The sequence below is a fragment of the Pseudomonas paracarnis genome, from assembly GCF_904063055.1.
Lineage (GTDB): Bacteria > Pseudomonadota > Gammaproteobacteria > Pseudomonadales > Pseudomonadaceae > Aquipseudomonas > Aquipseudomonas paracarnis.
The window spans coordinates 374,670-391,884 of sequence record NZ_CAJFCN010000006.1 but is presented as its reverse complement, the minus strand read 5'-3'; the positions used below and the strand labels follow the sequence as shown (position 1 = coordinate 391,884).

The following is a 17,215-nucleotide window of genomic DNA, read 5'->3' as shown; positions in this document are numbered from 1 at the left end:
GGAGGCACCGATGCAAACGTGGCAAATTACCTTCGTTGATGATCACGGTGAAAAGTCCGTGCAGCAGTTCACCTGCGAACAAAAGCCCAGCCTCGAAGACGCTGCGCATATGATTCGTGCGAAGCTGGTGCCGATTGCTGCCGAACTCGATCTCAATGACCTGGAAGGCCGGAAACCCGAGCCTACGGTCAAGATTCTCAAAGACCAGAACAGTATCCAGATTCTCGATATTTCTCCCTCCGTCTAAACATTTTTCACACGCCACACGAGCACCTCTGGTGGAGGTGATAGCTTCGCGCTACTCTGCAATCGAGATCAGCGAATGAATCGCTAAGGTCTGGTCTTGTCAGCTACATGCTTGTTTTCCTGCGGCGTTGTTATGCCGTGGTGCCCACGCCAGCAGGGCGCGGGGCTTCAGGAAGCACGGAAAGTCTATCCATCGGTTTGAGGAGGACGTTTCATGAGCACAGCCTATCAAGAAGACATCAGCACCAACGTACTGCGCCGCATGAAAGAAGGCGGCTTTGATTTCTCGCGTTTTCACCCCATCGAGTTCTACGCCATTTTCCCGGATGAGGAACGGGCGCGCAGGGCGGCGGGTCGATTTCGTGGGGAGTCCCTCAACGCTCAGGTCAGCGCGCGCGACGATGGCGCCTGGTACCTGGAACTGAGCAAAATCATGTTCGCAACCTACGACGGCATAGGAGATTTCGAGCAAGACTTTGAAGCAGTGGTCGAGCCCCTGGGAGGGATCATTGAAGGATGGGGCGTCAAGCAGGAGGTGCGTGGGTTACCCATGTAGTTGGTATTTATGAGCACCACAGCGTATCGGCTGACCTTTGGGTCGGCCGATTTTGTTTGGACGGCGTTTTACGTGCAAAAAAAAGCCACCCGGATAGGGTGGCGGAAAGGGAAGCTCAAGGGAGTAGATCAGTACACGAAGTCACACGATATCGCTTGCACAAAAGGTTTCGCTGTAGGACGTCTCCTGTTCAGCCGATGGAGGTGATTATCCGCAGCGCCAGCCGGGCAGTGAAATCAACTCTGGCTATGCTGTTGATAGTCAAAGACCGCATTGCAATGAGGCGCGCGACGTGACCCAAGCCATTGTGCGCACCAGGACGGTGCGAGGAATGCGCTTGGATTATTCAACTGGTTGATTATTAAGTGTTTATGCCGCTGGCACGGGCCTTGCGAAGGTTCTTGCGTCCGGGTGACAAGGAGTACGGCATGATTCGCACTTATTACGATGAAATGTACGATGGGGCAGGGCAGGTTCGCCCCCATTATCGCGAGTTCGCCCGTTGGCTGGCCGACACCCCTGCCGAACTGCTGGCCCAGCGCCGGCGTGAAGCCGATTTGCTGTTCCACCGCGCCGGTATCACCTTTACCCTCTACGGGGACGAACAAGGCACCGAGCGCCTGATCCCCTTCGACACCATCCCCCGCAGCATTCCAGCGAGTGAATGGCGGATTGTCGAGCGCGGCTGCATCCAGCGGGTCAAGGCGCTGAACCTGTTCCTCGCCGACCTGTACCACGATCAACGCATCATCAAGGCCGGCATCATCCCCGCCGAACAGGTACTGGCCAACGAGCAATACCAGTTGGCAATGCAGGGCCTGGATTTGCACCGCGATATCTATTCGCACATCTCCGGGGTCGACCTCGTACGCGATGGCGACGGCACGTACTACGTGCTCGAGGACAACCTGCGCACGCCCAGCGGTGTCAGCTACATGCTTGAAGACCGCAAAATGATGATGCGTCTGTTCCCCGAGCTGTTCGCGGCCCAGCGCATCGCGCCCATCGACCATTACCCCAACCTGCTGCTCGACACCCTCAAAAGCGCCAGCCCCCTGGATAACCCCAGTGTGGTGGTACTGACGCCCGGGCGTTTCAACAGCGCGTTCTTCGAACATGCCTTCCTGGCTCGGGAAATGGGTGTGGAATTGGTGGAAGGTGCGGATTTGTTCGTGCGCGATGACCGTGTGTTCATGCGCACCACCGACGGGCCCAAGGCTGTCGATGTGATCTACCGTCGCCTTGATGATGCGTTCCTTGACCCGCTGGCCTTCAACCCGGACTCCATGCTCGGTGTGCCCGGCCTGCTCGCCGCCTACCGTTGCGGCAATGTGGTGCTGGCCAACGCCATTGGCACCGGGGTTGCGGACGACAAATCTGTGTATCCGTTCGTCACCGAGATGATTCGCTTCTACCTCGACGAAGAGCCGATCCTGCAGAACGTTCCGACCTTCCAATGCCGTAAGCCTGACGAATTGTCCCACGTACTGGCCAACCTGCCCGAGCTGGTGGTCAAGGAAACCCAGGGTTCCGGTGGTTACGGCATGTTGGTTGGACCGGCGTCTACCACGGCAGAAATCGAAGCGTTCCGGGCACGTATCAAGGCCAAGCCACACGCTTATATCGCGCAGCCGACCCTGTGCTTGTCTACCTGCCCGACTTTTGTCGAGAACGGCATCGCCCCGCGCCACATAGACCTGCGCCCTTTCGTGTTGTCCGGCAAGGAGACCCGCGTGGTACCGGGTGGCCTGACCCGCGTGGCGCTGCGCGAAGGCTCGCTGGTGGTCAACTCGTCCCAGGGCGGCGGAACCAAAGACACCTGGGTGGTCGAGGGCTGATGCCATGTTGAGTAGAACTGCCTCGGATTTGTACTGGATGTCGCGCTACCTGGAGCGTGCCGAAAACCTCGCGCGCATGCTCGATGTCAGCTATTCGCTGTCGCTGATGCCCCAGGACGGGCGCGGCGATGGCCTGCACGAGTTGGCCATGCCGCTGTTGATCACCAGCACCCTGGACGATTACCACGAGCGCCATGGCCCCTTGCACGCTGAACGCTTGCTGCACTTTTTTGCCCTGGACGCGGCCAACCCGGCGAGCATCTACAGCTGTCTGGGTGCGGCGCGGGCCAGCGCTCACGCTGTACGTGGGCGAATCACCGCCGACATGTGGGAAAACATCAATGCCACTTGGCTGGACATACGCGATATCGCCCAGCAGGGCCTGAGCCATTACGGCATGAGCCGGTTTTGTGAGTGGGTCAAGGAGCGCTCCCATCTGTTTCGGGGCGCCACTTACGGCACTATCATGCGCAACGATGCCTTCCGCTTTATTCGCCTGGGCACCTTTATCGAGCGCGCCGATAACACCCTGCGCTTGCTCGATGCCCGCTACGAAATGGCCGGCGAACACGCGGCGGTCGTCAGCGATGGCACGGCTCACGCGTATTACCAATGGAGTGCGTTGCTGCGCGCACTGTCGTCATTCGAGGCGTACACCGAGATTTATCGCGATGCCCCGGGGGCTCGGCAAGTGGCTGAGCTGCTGCTGTTACGCGCGGATGTGCCGCGTTCGCTGCGCGCTTGCAGCGAAGAGATCGACCAGATCCTCGCCAGCCTGCCCGGCATCAACGGCCGCCCGGCCCAGCGCCTGGCCGCCGAGATGGATGCGCGCCTGCGCTTTACGGCCATCGACGAAATCCTCGAGGAAGGCCTGCATGCCTGGCTGACCGACTTTATCCCCTTGGTCCGCCAGTTGGGCGACGCCATCTACAGTTCCTACCTGGAGGCGGCATGAGACTCTCCATCAGCCACGACACTACCTACCACTACGAAGACCAGGTGCGCGCCAGCATTCAGTACCTGCGCCTGACGCCCCATGACAGCGAGCGCCAACACGTGCTGAGCTGGCAACTCGACCTGCCGCGCCCGGTGCGGGCACAGGTGGACCCCTTCGGCAATATCTTGCATGTGCTCACGCTGGACGAACCCCACGACGCCATCATCATCGGCGCCCGGGGCGTGGTGGAGATCGATGAATTGCGCGAGGCCGAACACGAAAGTCAGTCTGCCTTTCCGTTCCTGCGCTCCACGCGCCTCACCGAGCCCGACGACGCCCTGCGCGGGTTTGCCGGGCAACACTGCCATCAGCGTCGCGACCGCACGGCGCTTATCGACTTGATGCACGCGCTTAACCACACCATGGTCTACACCCCCGGTGCGACCGACGTCGATACCTGCGCCGCCCAGGCCTTTGCAGGTGCAGCAGGGGTGTGCCAGGACCACACCCATGCGTTCCTGGCCTGCGCACGCAGCCTGGGGATCCCTGCGCGGTATGTGTCGGGGTATCTGTATACCGAAGACAGCACGCACCTGGCCAGCCATGCCTGGGCCGAAGCCTGGCTGGATGACGCCTGGTACAGCTTTGACGTGACCAACCAACTGGCGCGGCCGGAGCGGCACTTGAAGCTGGCCGTGGGCCTGGACTACCTCGACGCCTGCCCGGTCCGGGGGATGCGCCGTGGCGGTGGGCATGAGCAGATGCATGCCAAGGTATTCGTGGCGCCGCAGCAATGATCGCCCCCGCGCTCTGCGTTGCTTGATCGTTCCCACGCTCTGCGTTGCTTGATCGTTCCCACGCTCTGCGTGGGAATGCAGCCGAGGACGCTCCGCGTCCCAAAGCGTGACGCAGAGCATCACAAGAGGCGTTCCCACGCGGAGCGTGGGAACGATCGATACAGCGCAGGCTCAAGGTTGCTGTTTGCGGCCCGCCATATGCCGCAAATACCCCACCAGCAAATCCAACTCATTGTCTGGCAATACACTCGCTGTAAACGCCGGCATCTTCGCCTGTGGCCACTGCCTCAGGCTTTGCGGGTCGCGGATGTAACGCTTGAGGAAATCCCCGCTGAAATACTCGGTGGGGTTGTAGGGCACATTCAGGTCCGGCCCCATCTGGGCATCACCGCCGCCATTGAGGCGATGGCACGCCAGGCAGTTCTTCTGGAACAACGCAAAGCCCTGGTTGATCGGGTCGTTCGCCGCCAGCTTCGGGTCGGGCAATAACGCCGGGAAACGCTCGCCAACCGTCTGCAACTGCTTGAGTTTCGATACCTGGAACGGCCACTGTTCGGGGCTGATATGCCCGGCTTGAGGGTTGGTCCAGACCAGATAGAACGGCCCGGCGCTGGGCTTGCCCTGTGCCAGCGGTGGCCATGGATGGGCCGGGTCTTCCACGGCCAGCCAGGCGCGGGCGCCGTTTTTTTCCAGTAACGGCGCGGCGGCAAGTTCGGCGGCAAAACCATCAAGGGCAACGGCTTGCAGGTGGTTCGCAGATTTAAGGCCCGGTAAGAGCACCGCCAGGGGCACCGCACGATAGGTCATAGTGCGCTTGTAGGACACATCATCGACGATCTGCACCGTCTGAGCGTCGGGGTGCTTGAGCAACTCGGCGGTCTGCCAGGTCTTTTGGCTGTGGTCCAACTCGATGGTCAACTGTGCCGCCGCCGCGGGCAGGCTCAGCAGCAGGGCAAAAAGGGCGAGGATCGGTTTCAAGGCACAGGCCCGTTGCGAGAGAGTGAGGGCGCACACGATAACGGAAAACGGCAGGTAAAAAGACAGCCCCTGCAAAACAGGAGCGCTAAGCGCAATGTCCTGGCAGGTGCTGCCAAAAACTGCAGGCCTGGTGCGGTGTGTGCACGCAAGCGGGGAGTGTCACCCAATAACCTTGGTTAAATTGGGCAAGATCAGAATCAAGGTGGTGGCGAACAGAATAAGTCCCGCCTGACGTACTTTCGATTGTTTGAACATGGCTGACTGCCTTTTCTTTTGTTGTTATTCCTGAGCGTCAAATGCGTGCTGGTTTATTTCAGTATCGCGAGGTGACGTTGCACTTTTCTTACAACTGTTCCAGCAAAACCCGGCAACAGCGTCTTACAGATTCAACCTTAGAGCGCCCGTTCTTTCTGGCTTAGACTCATTTCATATCAGCTAAGAAGTATTTGCGCTAAAAACGGCATGAGGCTTATTGCCATCTTGGCGCCAGCCCTAGGGCTAGACAGCTAAAACGATTAATCAGGGATTTCCCGTAGGAACCTACCGTTCGTCCGAGCGAGGGGGTCAAAAGCAATGAGCGCATCCGTCATTGAAACCGTGTCAATCGGGCCTAAGGTAGGAGCACACACCCACAGCGGTTCGAGGATGTCATGACCCAAGCTTTGATTTTTGATGCGATACGCACGCCCCGGGGTAAGGGCAAGGCCGACGGTGCCCTGCACAGCGTCAAGCCGGTAAACCTGGTGGCTGGCTTGCTCACGGCGCTGGCGCAGCGCAGCGACCTCGACACCCGCCAAGTGGATGACATCGTCCTGGGCTGCGTCACGCCCGTTGGCGACCAGGGCGCCGATATCGCCAAGACCGCCGCGCTGGTGGCCGACTGGGATGTCAGTGTGGCCGGTGTGCAGGTCAATCGCTTCTGCGCGTCGGGCCTGGAAGCGGTGAACCTGGGGGCGATGAAGGTGCGTTCCGGCTTCGAAGACCTGGTGGTTGTTGGCGGCGTCGAGTCCATGTCCCGCGTGCCCATGGGCAGCGATGGCGGCGCCTGGGTACTCGACCCGCAAACCAATATGCACAGCCACTTCACGCCCCAAGGCATTGGCGCCGACCTGATTGCCACCCTGGAAGGCTTCACGCGCCAGGATGTCGACGCCTTTGCCCTACAGTCCCAGCAGAAAGCAGCCAGGGCGCGGGCAGACGGTTCCTTCAATAAGTCGCTAATCGCGGTGCACGACCAGAACGGCATCGTGCTGCTGGACCATGACGAATTTATCCGCGGCGACTCAACCCTCGAGGGCTTGGGCAAGCTCAAGCCGAGCTTCGAAATGATGGGCCAGATGGGCTTCGACGCCACCGCGTTGCGGGTCTATAGCCACGTGGAGCGCATCCACCATGTGCACACGCCGGGCAACAGTTCCGGCATTGTGGATGGCGCCGCGTTGATGCTGATCGGTTCCGAGGCCAAAGGCCGTGAACTGGGCCTGCAACCGCGGGCGCGTATTGTCGCCACGGCGGTGACCAGTACCGACCCGACGATCATGCTCACCGGCCCCGCGCCGGCCACTCGCAAGGCGCTGGCCAAAGCCGGCCTGCGGGTCGAGGACATCGACCTGTTCGAAGTCAACGAAGCCTTTGCTTCGGTCGTGCTCAAGTTCATCAAGGACATGGGCATCGACGCCGCACGGGTCAATGTCAACGGCGGCTCCATCGCCATGGGCCACCCCTTGGGCGCCACCGGCTGCGCGATTCTCGGCACCTTGCTCGACGAGCTGGAGGCGCGCCAGCAACGCTACGGCCTGGCCACCTTATGCGTCGGCGGTGGCATGGGTATCGCCACCATCATCGAACGTCTCTGAGCCTAAGGAAATTTGTCATGACCGATGCCATTCGTTACGAAAAAGGCCAGGACCAGATCGTGGTGCTGACCCTCGACATGCCCGGCCAGAGCGCCAACACCATGAACGCCGCCTACCGTGAAGCCATGGCGGCCACCCTCACGCGCCTGGAAGCTGAAAAGGACGAGATCGCCGGGGTGGTGATCACCTCGGCCAAGAAGACCTTTTTTGCCGGGGGCGACCTCAATGAGCTGATCAAGGTCGATAAAGCCCACGCCAAGGCGTTCTACGACAGTGTCTTGGTATTGAAAGCGCAATTACGCCGCCTGGAAACCCTCGGCAAACCGGTGGTGGCCGCGATCAATGGCGCGGCCCTGGGCGGCGGTTGGGAAATTTGCCTGGCCTGCCATCACCGGGTCGCGCTGGACGACAAGTCCGTGCAACTGGGCTTGCCGGAAGTCACCCTTGGCCTGTTGCCAGGGGGCGGCGGCGTGGTGCGCATGGTGCGCATGCTCGGCCTGGAAAAAGCCTTGCCGTATTTGCTCGAAGGCAAAAAGGTGCGGCCCGCCCAGGCCCTGCAAGCGGGCCTGATTGATGAGTTGGCGGCAGATCGCGAGGCATTGTTGGCTCAGTCCCGTGCCTGGGTTCTGGCTAATCCCGACGTTAGGCAACCCTGGGACAACAAGGGCTACGCGATTCCCGGCGGCACGCCGTCCCACCCTAAAGTTGCGCAAATGCTCGCCATTGCCCCATCGATTTTGCGTAGCAAGACCCAAGGCTGCTTCCCTGCGCCGGAGAAAATCCTCTGTGCGGCGGTCGAGGGCGCCCAGGTGGACTTCGACACCGCGCACCTGATCGAAACCCGCTACTTCACCGAACTGGTGACCGGGCAAGTGGCAAAAAACATCATCGGCACCTTCTGGTTCCAGCTCAACCAAATCAACGCCGGCAGCTCGCGCCCGCAGGGCTTCGCGCCTTATGTAACGCGCAAAGTCGGTGTGCTCGGCGCCGGGATGATGGGCGCGGGCATCGCCTATGTCAGTGCCTGTGCGGGTATCGAGGTGGTGCTCAAAGACATCACCCTGGCCGCCGCTGAAAAAGGCAAAGCCCATTCGGCCGCATTGCTGGACAAGAAAGTCAGCCGTGGGCAATTGACCGCCGAACAGCGCGAAACCACCCTGGCGCGCATTCATCCTACTCAGGATGACGCCGGCCTGGCCGGCTGCGACCTGATCATCGAGGCCGTATTCGAAGACCGCGCACTCAAGGCCAAGGTCTCGGCCGCGGCGCAAAGTGTGGTGGGGGCCGACGCGGTGATCGCCTCCAACACCTCCACCTTGCCCATCAGCGGCTTGGCCACGGCGGTGCCCGATCAAGCCAAGTTCATCGGCCTGCACTTCTTCAGCCCCGTGGACAAGATGCCCCTGGTGGAAATCATCAAAGGGGCGCGCACCAGCGACGAAACCCTGGCCCGAGGGTTTGACTTCGTACTGCAAATCAAGAAAACCCCGATTGTGGTCAACGACAGTCGCGGCTTTTTCACCTCGCGGGTATTCGGCACCTTTACCAACGAAGGCATCGCCATGCTCGGCGAAGGCGTGGCCGCGCCGATGATCGAGACCGAAGCGCGCAAGGCCGGCATGCCGGTGGGGCCGTTGGCGGTGTCCGATGAAGTGTCCCTCAGCCTGATGAGCCATATCCGACAGCAAACGGCCAAGGACCTGCAGGCCGAAGGCAAGGCTATGCCGAACCATCCGGCGACGGCGGTGATTGATCTGTTGGTGAACGAATACAAGCGCACGGGCAAGGCGGCCGGCGGTGGTTTTTACGACTATCCCGCTGGAGGCCAGAAGCACCTGTGGCCTGAGCTGAAAACCCGGTTTGAACAGCCCGACGAGCAAATCTCACCCCAGGACGTGCGCGACCGCTTGTTGTTTATCCAAGCCATCGAAACCGTGCGCTGTGTGGAGGAGGGCGTGTTGATGTCCACGGCGGATGCCAACGTTGGTTCAATCTTCGGCATCGGCTTTGCCGCGTGGAGTGGCGGCGCGTTGCAGTTTATCAACCAGTACGGGCTGAACGACTTCATCGCCCGCGCCCGCTACCTGGCAGAGCAGTATGGGGAGCGCTTCTCGCCGCCGGCGTTGTTGTTGGAGAAAGCCGCGCAGGGTGAAGTGTTCCGGTAATCAAAATGTAGGAGGGGAGAGCTTGCTTTGAAGGTGTATTTCAAGGCAGGCTCTGGGGTGTGCAATATTCCCATCGCCGTGTCAGGTATTTTTTATGTCGCTACGCGTCTGCATCCTGGAAACCGATATTCTGCGCCCCGCTTTGATCGATGAGTACCAAGGCTATGGGCAGATGTTCAAGCGCCTGTTCGCCAAGCAACCGATTGCCGCCGAGTTTGTGGTCTACAACGTGGTGCAGGGCGAGTACCCACCGGATGACGAAGTGTTTGACGCGTACCTGATCACCGGCAGCAAGGCCGATTCCTTCGGTACCGACCCTTGGATCCAGACGCTCAAGACCTACCTGCTCACGCGTTATGAGCGCGGCGACAAGCTGCTGGGCGTGTGCTTCGGCCATCAGTTGCTCGCGCTGCTCTTGGGCGGCAAGGCCGAACGTGCCAGCCAGGGCTGGGGCATGGGCACCCACGCTTACAAGCTGGATGCCAAGACGCCATGGATGAGCCCCGAGGTGCCGGAGCTGACGCTATTGATCAGCCACCAGGACCAAGTCACCACCTTGCCAGAAAACGCCACCGTGATCGCCTCGAGCGAATTCTGCCCGTTTGCCGCGTATCACATTGGCGACCAAGTGCTGTGCTTCCAGGGCCATCCGGAGTTTGTTCACGACTATTCCCGTGAGTTGCTGGAAATACTTCAGACAACCCTGGGTGAAAAGGTCTACAGCAACGGCGTGGCCAGCCTGGAGCGCGACCACCACGGCGTGACCGTGGCGGAGTGGATGATGCGCTTTGTGGCGCACCAGCCTGAAGCCAAGGCTTAAAGCCAGCCCGAACGCTTGAAGCTGGCCCATAAACCGGTACAGCCCAAGGTAATAAAACCGAGCACCGCAAAATAGCCGTAGTGCCATTGCAGCTCGGGCATGTTCTGGAAGTTCATCCCGTAAATCCCCGCCACCGCCGTGGGGAACGCCAGGATCGCCGCCCACGCGGCGAACTTGCGCTGCACCACGCTCTGGCGCGACGCCTCCAGCAACACACCGATCTCGATGGTCTGGCTGGCAATGTCGCGCAGGGTGGTGAGGTCTTCCATTTGCCGCGTCACGTGGATTTGCACATCACGGAAATACGGGCGCATGTTCTTGTCGATAAACGGGAAGCTCAGCTTCTGCAACTCCTGGCTGATCTCCACCATTGGCGCCACGTGCCGCTTGAGCCGTAACACATCGCGGCGCAGGCCGTGGAGGTGCTGGATATCGCGCTCGTTGAGCGAACTGCACAGCACGTTACGCTCCAACTCATCAATCTCGGCGTGGATCGCCTCGCTCACCGGCTGGTAGTTTTCAGTGACAAAATCCAGCAACGCATAGAGTACGAAATCTTCCCCATGCTCCAGCAACAACGGGCGCGCCTCACAGCGTTGGCGCACAAAGCCGTAGGACGCCGAGTGACCGTTGCGTGCGGTTATGATGTAGCCGTTGCCGGCAAAAATATGGGTTTCGATAAACTCCAGCTTGCCGTTCTCGCGCACCGGTGAGTAGGTGACGATAAACAGCGCGTCGCCGAAGGTTTCCAGCTTCGGGCGGCTGTGTTTTTCCATGGCGTCTTCAATCGCCAGCTCGTGCAGGTTGAACTGGCGTTGCAGGTTGTTCAGTTCCTGGGCGCTGGGTTCTTCCAGGCCGATCCACACAAAGTGCCCAGGTTTGGCGGCCCAGGCCGCGCCTTCATCGAGAGTGATATCCGAGACTTTCTTACCGGCGCTGTAGACGGCAGCCGCAACAACTCTACCCATGGTGCTGATCACTTCTTATCAAGAGGACAGATGTTGGGCAGCTTAGCCTGAATGGCGTTCCGTTGTTGCTGGCTGATATCACTGATCGTTCCCACGCTCTGCGTGGGAATGCCGCCCGTGACGCTCCGCGTCACCCTAAGCGGGCGCCTACGCGCGTTGCAGTTCGCGGTCCATCTGTGCAATGCACTCATTCATCTGCGTCTGACACGTCAGCAGCAAATGAGGGATGTCATCCACCGTCAACCCACAGGTAGGAATCGGCGGCAACGAGCGTATCAGCACACTGCCACTGTCCCAACGATTGAGCTTCATCTGCGTCACGTAATTGCTGACGCACACCTGCACGATCGGCACACCGGCCGCAATCGCCATATGGAACGCGCCTTTCTTGAACGGCAACAACCCTTTGCCCAGGTTGCGCGTACCTTCCGGGAACACCCAGATTGACGTGTCCTCATGCTGCAAGGTATGCGTGGTGGTCAGCATCGCACGCCGCGCCTTGTGTGCATTGCCACGGTCAATCAGCACATTGCCCGCCAGCCAGAACAGCTGGCCGAACAGCGGTACCCATTTCAGGCTTTTCTTGGCGATGCAGACCGTGCGGTGCGGCACTACATTGCCGAGCACAAACAGATCGTAGTTGGACTGATGGTTAGCGATTACCACGCAGGTACCGGGCTTGTTGCGCAGCGAGTCGACGTCGGCCTTCACGTTCAAGCCCAGGATCCGCATGGCCGGCAACGCATAGAGGCGAGCGCAGAGACGGCTGTTGTCCGGATTGAACGGCCGGCACACACCGACCAACACACCCAGCACGCCAGCGATCAGAAAGTGCAGGCTCATCAACAACATACGCAACAGAAAAAGCATCGACACGGCCCATCGGGAGAAAAGGTGGCGCAGTGTACGGATGTGCACTGTATTCGGCAATTGCCCCTGCAGACGTAGGAGATAGCCGATGTTTAAGCGCATGTTTCCACATTGGCCGATAACGGCTAGCTAGAGCGGCTACGGACGTTTCACACTTATAGGTAAGAAAAAGCCCGACTCAAGGTCGGGCTCAGGCACAGCAGGGGTAGGGCTTAGCTCAGGCTATGGCCCTGATCCTGGATGATTGCATCGTCCAGGGCTTCGAGCAGTGCACGGCGCACTTTCAACTTGGTGTGCTTGTGCGCGTTCATATTGATCTTCTTCAGCTGCCGCGCCGCTTCCAGTGCGGCGGCGTGCAGTTCTTCGGGTGCCACCACCTTGTCGAGGAAACCTGCGTGCAGGGCGCCTTGCGGATCAAACATCTCGGCATTGATCACCGAACGCTGAAACGCCGACTTACGCAGGCGATCCCGCGCCAGCTCGATACCGGCGTGGTGCATGGTCATGCCAATCGCCACTTCATTCAGACCAATGCTGAACGGGCCTTCGACGCCAATCCGATAATCGGCCGACAACAACAGGAACGCGCCTTTGGCCACCGCATGGCCAGGGCAGGCCACGATCACCGGGAACGGATGCGCCAACATCCGCCGCGCCAGGGTCGAACCCGAGGTCACCAGGCTGATTGCCTCTTTAGGGCCGGCGGTCATCACCTTCAAATCATAACCACCCGACAAAATCCCCGGCGTGCCCGTGATGATCACCACCGCCCGATCCTTCTCGGCCTGATCCAGCGCCGCATTAAACTCACTGACCACCGCCGGAGAAATGGCATTCACCTTGCCGTTGCTCAGGGTCAGGGTCGCGATACCGTCTTCGAAGTGGTAGGCAATCAACTCACTCATGACGCGGTTCCTTGTAGGGCTTGTTATAGAGGTAGATGCGCAGACGTTACTCACCACGCCCGCGCGGGTAAAGCGCCGTGACTGACTACCCAGTCAGGCTTTTGCCCCATCCTCAAGGGTAGACACCCCGCAGCAGGGCGCAGCGAGCGCTCCAGACGCGTGCCGCCGCTGCCTGAGAATGGCACAATCATCACCCCTTGCCGCGCGGTGAATGGCATAACGGTCTAACCGCATGAAAATTCTGAAAAAAACCTTTGCCATCAGAAAGGCTTTCGACTACATTAGCGCGCCTCGACAGACTGAACTGGTTTGACGAGATACGGTGAAGTGTCCGAGTGGCTTAAGGAGCACGCCTGGAAAGTGTGTATACAAGAAATTGTATCGAGAGTTCGAATCTCTCCTTCACCGCCAAATTCTTGAAACCCCCGCAGATTAAAGGTCTGCGGGGGTTTTTCATTTCTGGGTTCTACCCAGCATTTCTATCCAGCGCCGACATCATCCATTACAGGCTTGAAGCTGACACCAAACCGGCTTGTCGTTGTATGGTAATCAGTTGATCCTGCGCCCCCCCTTATGGACGCATCATGGGGCTCATGACCCTTTACCTCTGCAATAGGGTGGTATCTTTTCTAAACCCTCCTGTAGGTGCGACTCTGCAGTGAACTGATTCGGCCGATTGAAGTGGGTCTAGTCAGAGAGCAAAGTGGTTTGTAACGTCCTTTGCAATGAGGGTAGGTTAGGGGGAGTCGGTGTGTCTGCTTAGGCAAGCTCAGACTGGCTGACCGGTGTGCGACTCTTGAACACTGTGATATTGTTTTGCCATAAAGAGAGCCACACATGTGATTTGATTGCGAGCCGTTGTCAAAGGATGACAAATGATTGAAATCCCCTATACACAAAAGAATCTGTTCAACTGTATCGGCTACAAAGATAAGCTTTCCGATAAGACTTTGTTTAATTCGGATGTGTGCAGACAGAAAGCAACAGCCGCACTTGTAAAAATCTCAAAAAAAAATACATTTCAAAATGCGCTTCGACCTATTAGTGTCGCAGGAAAGCAAGGATACGTTTTTACAAATTTACAATCCGAACTAATATCGCGATTGGTTGCTAATAACATAAAAATCAACTACAAAATAAAGCAAGCCAATCGCCAAACAGTGATTGGAAATGCTATATCGCTGTTGAAAGAAGGTGGGGCGTACCATGTATATCGTTTTGATATTAAAAGTTTCTATGAGAATGTAAATAGAAAATTAATTTTAAATAAATTAATGCTTGATGCAAAGTGCTCATGGCAAACTCTAACATTGCTTTCAGAGTTATTTGACGTGTTGGGTGCGCTAGGAATTGATGGCTTGCCCAGAGGGTTGGGCATTAGTTCTGCTCTATCTGAATTGGCGTTGCATAGTTTTGATTCAAAGATTAGGCATATGCCGGAAGTGTTTTACTATGGTCGATTTGTAGATGATATCTTAATAATTACATCGGGCCACACTTCAAGAAAGAATTTCGAGGATGAGCTAGACGCGGTTTTGTTTGAAGGACTTGAATTTCATGAAGGTAACAAACGCACTTATATAGCCGTGCCAAAGTCAAGAGATGACGCTAGTTTAGAATCCTTTAATAGTTTTGAGTTTTTGGGGTATGAATTCAAGATTTTCAATCGCAACAGCTCAATTAATCAGTCCAAGTATAAGCAAAGAAGAGTCCTGATTGATATTTCCTCGTCGAAAGTCGAAAAAATAAAAGCGCGACTCATATCTTCATTTTGTAACTATATTTCTGGAGCGCAAGGGTATACAGAATATCGATTGTTAAAGTGTCGAATTAAAGCGTTGGCTGGAAATTATCATATTACTGACCCGATATCAGGCATAAACATAAAGACAGGGATATATTATAATTACATACATAAAAATAATAATCACCGATGTGCATTAAGCACGCTTGATGGGTTTCTGCATGGATTGCTTTTCTCAACGTCCCATCCTCTGTCTTTTCGTATAATTCAGTGTTTAACACTTTCCCAGCGAAGAGAGTTGGCAGGTTATAGTTTTTCTTCAGGTTTCAAAAAGGCGCGGTTTCATTCGTTTACCTACCAAATCCTGAAAACAGTAAAGGAGTGCTGGATATAATGATAGGTAATATGCGCCGCGTTCATAAAGAAGACTACAGTCGTATTCTTTTAACTGAGACTTGCCCTTATGAAGTCCCGGTTCTTTTTAGCAATCTGGGTTTCTATTGGCATATCAAAAAATACAGAGATGGTAGAAGTGATATATCAAATGTAATTGAATACCTTTTTGCGGGCCATGAGCATTCCGAATATTCTATACCTCTGATGTATAAAATCCGAAAGGATGATGATTCGTTTCGTACGCTTGCGTTGCTACATCCTGGTGCGCAGATGAAGTTTGTTGATCTTTATCAGGTGTTTGATCAGCAAATACTGATGGAGTGTCGAAAAAGTTTGTTCAGTATCCGTTTTCCGCTAAAGATTGCCAGCAAGTATTATATAAAAAACCCAAAGCAAAATATTAGTAAATATCGTACAAAAAATATCGCGAACACTGGAGATGAATCAAGGCATAAGTTTTTGTCTTCATACTTTTCATATGGCGGCTATACGCGACTTTATAAGTTTTTTGACTCGCAAGAGTTTCTTAAGCTAGAGCAGCGTTTTTCTTCGTTCTGGTCACTTGATATATCAAAGTGCTTTGATAGTATATACACTCACTCAATCACCTGGGCATTGAAAACAAAGGTCTATTCAAAACAGCACTCCAATGTTAAGAACTCTTTAGGTAGTGTGTTTGATAGGGTGATGCAGGCTTGCAACTATAATGAAACTGCTGGGATAGTCATTGGTCCAGAGACAAGTCGAATTTTCGCTGAATTGATATTTCAGGAAATTGATCAAGTTATAGAAAAACAGTTGTTTGATGAAAGCCTTGTTTATGGTGATTCTTATGTTATTAGGCGCTATGTGGATGATATTTTCATATTTACGACCAGTGAATCTGATGCGTTGAAAATTTCAAAAGTCGTTGCAGCGTGTTTTAAGGAATACAAGTTAAATCTTAATTCAAGCAAGACAGTCAAGGCTTCTCGGCCGTTTGTAACACAAAAAACCAAGTCGCTAACACTTGTGAAGTCTACGTTGGCTCGATTGACTGATAGTTTGACAGGCCGTGGCGACCAAGAGGGCAGTAGGACTTTTATTCCTCGCAGAGTTATTAATCGGAATAAGTTAAAAGTAAGCTTTCTTAATGACATAAAATCCGCATGCATAGGTGAGCACGGTGCATATGAACTGGCTTGCGGATATGTTATTTCGGCATTGTGCAATCTCCTAACTAAAGTGACTGAAGCAAATATTGGGAGAGTTTTTGATGATGCTGAAAATAAGAGTAAGTACTCTGATTTCTTTCATATAGTTATTGAGCTAATGTTTCATTTCTATACTGTAAGTCCTAGTCATAAAGGTTCAGTAAGAATCTATACGGCGTCTACTTTAGCATGTTCATTTTTCGAAGCGCATATGGTTGAGGATGTAAATGCAATCAAAAGCTTAATCTATATACTAGGTTCTGAGTTCTTTCAAAGTAGTGACTTTATAAAACTTCAGCGAAATAAAGATTACACTTTGCTTGAGGCGTTGAATTTGTTAATTTCTTTAAAGAATTTGGGGGATGATTTTAGTCTGCCTAGAGAAACTCTTTCCTCAATAATAGATATGAAAAATGGACGTGATTTTTCCTATTTTGAAACGATAACGCTTCTATATTATATTGGCTCATCTAATCTATACCCACAGATAAAGGGTTTAGTTGTGAAGAGTATTAGGCGTAAGCTTTTAGATTTGACAGATATAAAGCAGGATGCTGAAAAGACGTATTTGTTGATGGATGTCCTGACCTGCCCAAACATAGATAATCAGTTGAAAAATTCATTAGTTGAAAAGCTTTTAAAGCAAGTAACACACAAGGTACCATCTCAGGCTGAGACAGTTGATGCGCGCTGTAAGATAAGCAAATTTCCATGGTTCGTTTCATGGAATGGAGCGGAGCTTTTGACTTTGCTTGAGAAAAAAGAGTTGCTGAAAAGTTATTGACGCTATAAAATTGCGTTGCAAGGTGTACCGGTAAGCTTTATGGCAGTAGCATCAGAGCTGTCAGAATACTTTTTCAAAGTTTTATTGAGGGGGCTAGGAAGGTCCCTTAGGAAGCTATGTTGAAGTCTCGCTTGCATTTTTTTTGGAGTGGCGGACGTTAAT

The 17,215-nt window shown here is 55.1% G+C and carries 14 protein-coding genes and 1 tRNA gene; 11 read left to right on the top strand and 4 right to left on the bottom strand.

From position 1 onward, the window contains the following. The first annotated feature begins 10 nt into the window (after positions 1-10). The 5 genes from JMV15_RS15935 to JMV15_RS15915 all read left to right on the top strand — a co-directional run bounded on the left by JMV15_RS15935 (position 11) and on the right by JMV15_RS15915 (position 4,374). On the top strand, positions 11-247 hold the full coding sequence (locus JMV15_RS15935; RefSeq protein WP_014719530.1) for a hypothetical protein: 237 nt from the start codon (positions 11-13) through the stop codon (positions 245-247). A 213-nt stretch (positions 248-460) separates the two neighbouring features. Then, positions 461-802: a ribonuclease E inhibitor RraB gene (locus JMV15_RS15930; RefSeq protein WP_003193463.1), complete on the top strand. Its 342-nt coding sequence runs from the start codon at positions 461-463 to the stop codon at positions 800-802. A 428-nt stretch (positions 803-1,230) separates the two neighbouring features. Continuing rightward, positions 1,231-2,640, top strand: a complete 1,410-nt coding sequence (locus JMV15_RS15925; RefSeq protein ID WP_019820591.1) for a circularly permuted type 2 ATP-grasp protein — start codon at positions 1,231-1,233, stop codon at positions 2,638-2,640. Positions 2,641-2,644: 4 nt separating this feature from the next. Continuing rightward, positions 2,645-3,595 carry an alpha-E domain-containing protein gene (locus JMV15_RS15920; protein ID WP_014719528.1) on the top strand — a complete coding sequence of 317 codons (951 nt, stop codon included), beginning with the start codon at positions 2,645-2,647 and terminating at the stop codon, positions 3,593-3,595. Continuing rightward, complete coding sequence (locus JMV15_RS15915; RefSeq protein ID WP_032901589.1) at positions 3,592-4,374, top strand: transglutaminase family protein; 783 nt, start codon at positions 3,592-3,594, stop codon at positions 4,372-4,374. The genes JMV15_RS15920 and JMV15_RS15915 overlap by 4 nt, the downstream gene beginning before the upstream one ends. 171 nt (positions 4,375-4,545) lie before the next feature. On the opposite strand, the gene JMV15_RS15910 is transcribed toward JMV15_RS15915, so the two are convergent. Next, entirely contained in the window at positions 4,546-5,352 is an 807-nt protein-coding gene (locus JMV15_RS15910) for a c-type cytochrome (protein WP_032874164.1), read from the bottom strand. 650 nt (positions 5,353-6,002) lie between these two features. Between JMV15_RS15910 and JMV15_RS15905 the strand changes: the two genes are divergently transcribed. From JMV15_RS15905 to JMV15_RS15895, 3 genes are all read left to right on the top strand, one after another. Beyond that, entirely contained in the window at positions 6,003-7,208 is a 1,206-nt protein-coding gene (locus tag JMV15_RS15905) for an acetyl-CoA C-acetyltransferase (protein ID WP_014719525.1), read from the top strand. A 17-nt stretch (positions 7,209-7,225) separates the two neighbouring features. Continuing rightward, the gene (locus tag JMV15_RS15900) at positions 7,226-9,373 is read left to right on the top strand and encodes a 3-hydroxyacyl-CoA dehydrogenase NAD-binding domain-containing protein (RefSeq protein WP_069868713.1); all 2,148 of its coding nucleotides are present in this window, start codon (positions 7,226-7,228) and stop codon (positions 9,371-9,373) included. A gap of 94 nt (positions 9,374-9,467) precedes the next feature. Continuing rightward, a complete protein-coding gene (locus JMV15_RS15895; RefSeq protein WP_014719523.1) occupies positions 9,468-10,193 on the top strand; it encodes an amidotransferase in 726 nt (241 codons plus the stop codon). Here the strand turns inward: JMV15_RS15895 and JMV15_RS15890 are convergent. The 3 genes from JMV15_RS15890 to JMV15_RS15880 all read right to left on the bottom strand — a co-directional run bounded on the left by JMV15_RS15890 (position 10,190) and on the right by JMV15_RS15880 (position 12,936). Beyond that, positions 10,190-11,161 (bottom strand): magnesium and cobalt transport protein CorA, encoded by a 972-nt coding sequence (locus JMV15_RS15890; protein ID WP_003193449.1) that lies wholly within the window; start codon positions 11,159-11,161, stop codon positions 10,190-10,192. The genes JMV15_RS15895 and JMV15_RS15890 overlap by 4 nt on opposite strands. Positions 11,162-11,308: 147 nt before the next feature. Continuing rightward, on the bottom strand, positions 11,309-12,031 hold the full coding sequence (locus tag JMV15_RS15885; RefSeq protein ID WP_069868710.1) for a 1-acylglycerol-3-phosphate O-acyltransferase: 723 nt from the start codon (positions 12,029-12,031) through the stop codon (positions 11,309-11,311). Between the two features lie 212 nt (positions 12,032-12,243). Next, positions 12,244-12,936 (bottom strand): crotonase/enoyl-CoA hydratase family protein, encoded by a 693-nt coding sequence (locus tag JMV15_RS15880; protein ID WP_014719521.1) that lies wholly within the window; start codon positions 12,934-12,936, stop codon positions 12,244-12,246. A gap of 321 nt (positions 12,937-13,257) precedes the next feature. On the opposite strand from JMV15_RS15880, the gene JMV15_RS15875 reads away from it, so the two are divergent. From JMV15_RS15875 to drt3b, 3 genes are all read left to right on the top strand, one after another. After that, positions 13,258-13,347 (top strand) — tRNA-Ser (locus JMV15_RS15875). 464 nt (positions 13,348-13,811) lie between these two features. Continuing rightward, positions 13,812-15,074, top strand: coding sequence for an antiviral reverse transcriptase Drt3a (drt3a, locus tag JMV15_RS15870; protein WP_081339082.1), 1,263 nt, complete (start codon positions 13,812-13,814; stop codon positions 15,072-15,074). After that, on the top strand, positions 15,074-17,053 hold the full coding sequence (gene drt3b / locus JMV15_RS15865; protein ID WP_069868708.1) for an antiviral reverse transcriptase Drt3b: 1,980 nt from the start codon (positions 15,074-15,076) through the stop codon (positions 17,051-17,053). Before drt3a ends, drt3b begins: the two co-directional genes overlap by 1 nt. Positions 17,054-17,215 lie beyond the last annotated feature (162 nt).

Bases quoted from the DNA above. Each gene is read 5' to 3' on its own strand.
- JMV15_RS15885 (WP_069868710.1), bottom strand. From the start codon at position 12,031: ATGCTTTTTCTGTTGCGTATGTTGTTGATGAGCCTGCACTTTCTGATC.
- JMV15_RS15915 (WP_032901589.1), top strand. From the start codon at position 3,592: ATGAGACTCTCCATCAGCCACGACACTACCTACCACTACGAAGACCAG.
- JMV15_RS15895 (WP_014719523.1), top strand. From the start codon at position 9,468: ATGTCGCTACGCGTCTGCATCCTGGAAACCGATATTCTGCGCCCCGCT.
- JMV15_RS15890 (WP_003193449.1), bottom strand. From the start codon at position 11,161: ATGGGTAGAGTTGTTGCGGCTGCCGTCTACAGCGCCGGTAAGAAAGTC.
- drt3b (WP_069868708.1), top strand. From the start codon at position 15,074: ATGATAGGTAATATGCGCCGCGTTCATAAAGAAGACTACAGTCGTATT.
- JMV15_RS15930 (WP_003193463.1), top strand. From the start codon at position 461: ATGAGCACAGCCTATCAAGAAGACATCAGCACCAACGTACTGCGCCGC.
- JMV15_RS15925 (WP_019820591.1), top strand. From the start codon at position 1,231: ATGATTCGCACTTATTACGATGAAATGTACGATGGGGCAGGGCAGGTT.
- JMV15_RS15905 (WP_014719525.1), top strand. From the start codon at position 6,003: ATGACCCAAGCTTTGATTTTTGATGCGATACGCACGCCCCGGGGTAAG.
- JMV15_RS15880 (WP_014719521.1), bottom strand. From the start codon at position 12,936: ATGAGTGAGTTGATTGCCTACCACTTCGAAGACGGTATCGCGACCCTG.
- JMV15_RS15900 (WP_069868713.1), top strand. From the start codon at position 7,226: ATGACCGATGCCATTCGTTACGAAAAAGGCCAGGACCAGATCGTGGTG.
- drt3a (WP_081339082.1), top strand. From the start codon at position 13,812: ATGATTGAAATCCCCTATACACAAAAGAATCTGTTCAACTGTATCGGC.
- JMV15_RS15935 (WP_014719530.1), top strand. From the start codon at position 11: ATGCAAACGTGGCAAATTACCTTCGTTGATGATCACGGTGAAAAGTCC.
- JMV15_RS15920 (WP_014719528.1), top strand. From the start codon at position 2,645: ATGTTGAGTAGAACTGCCTCGGATTTGTACTGGATGTCGCGCTACCTG.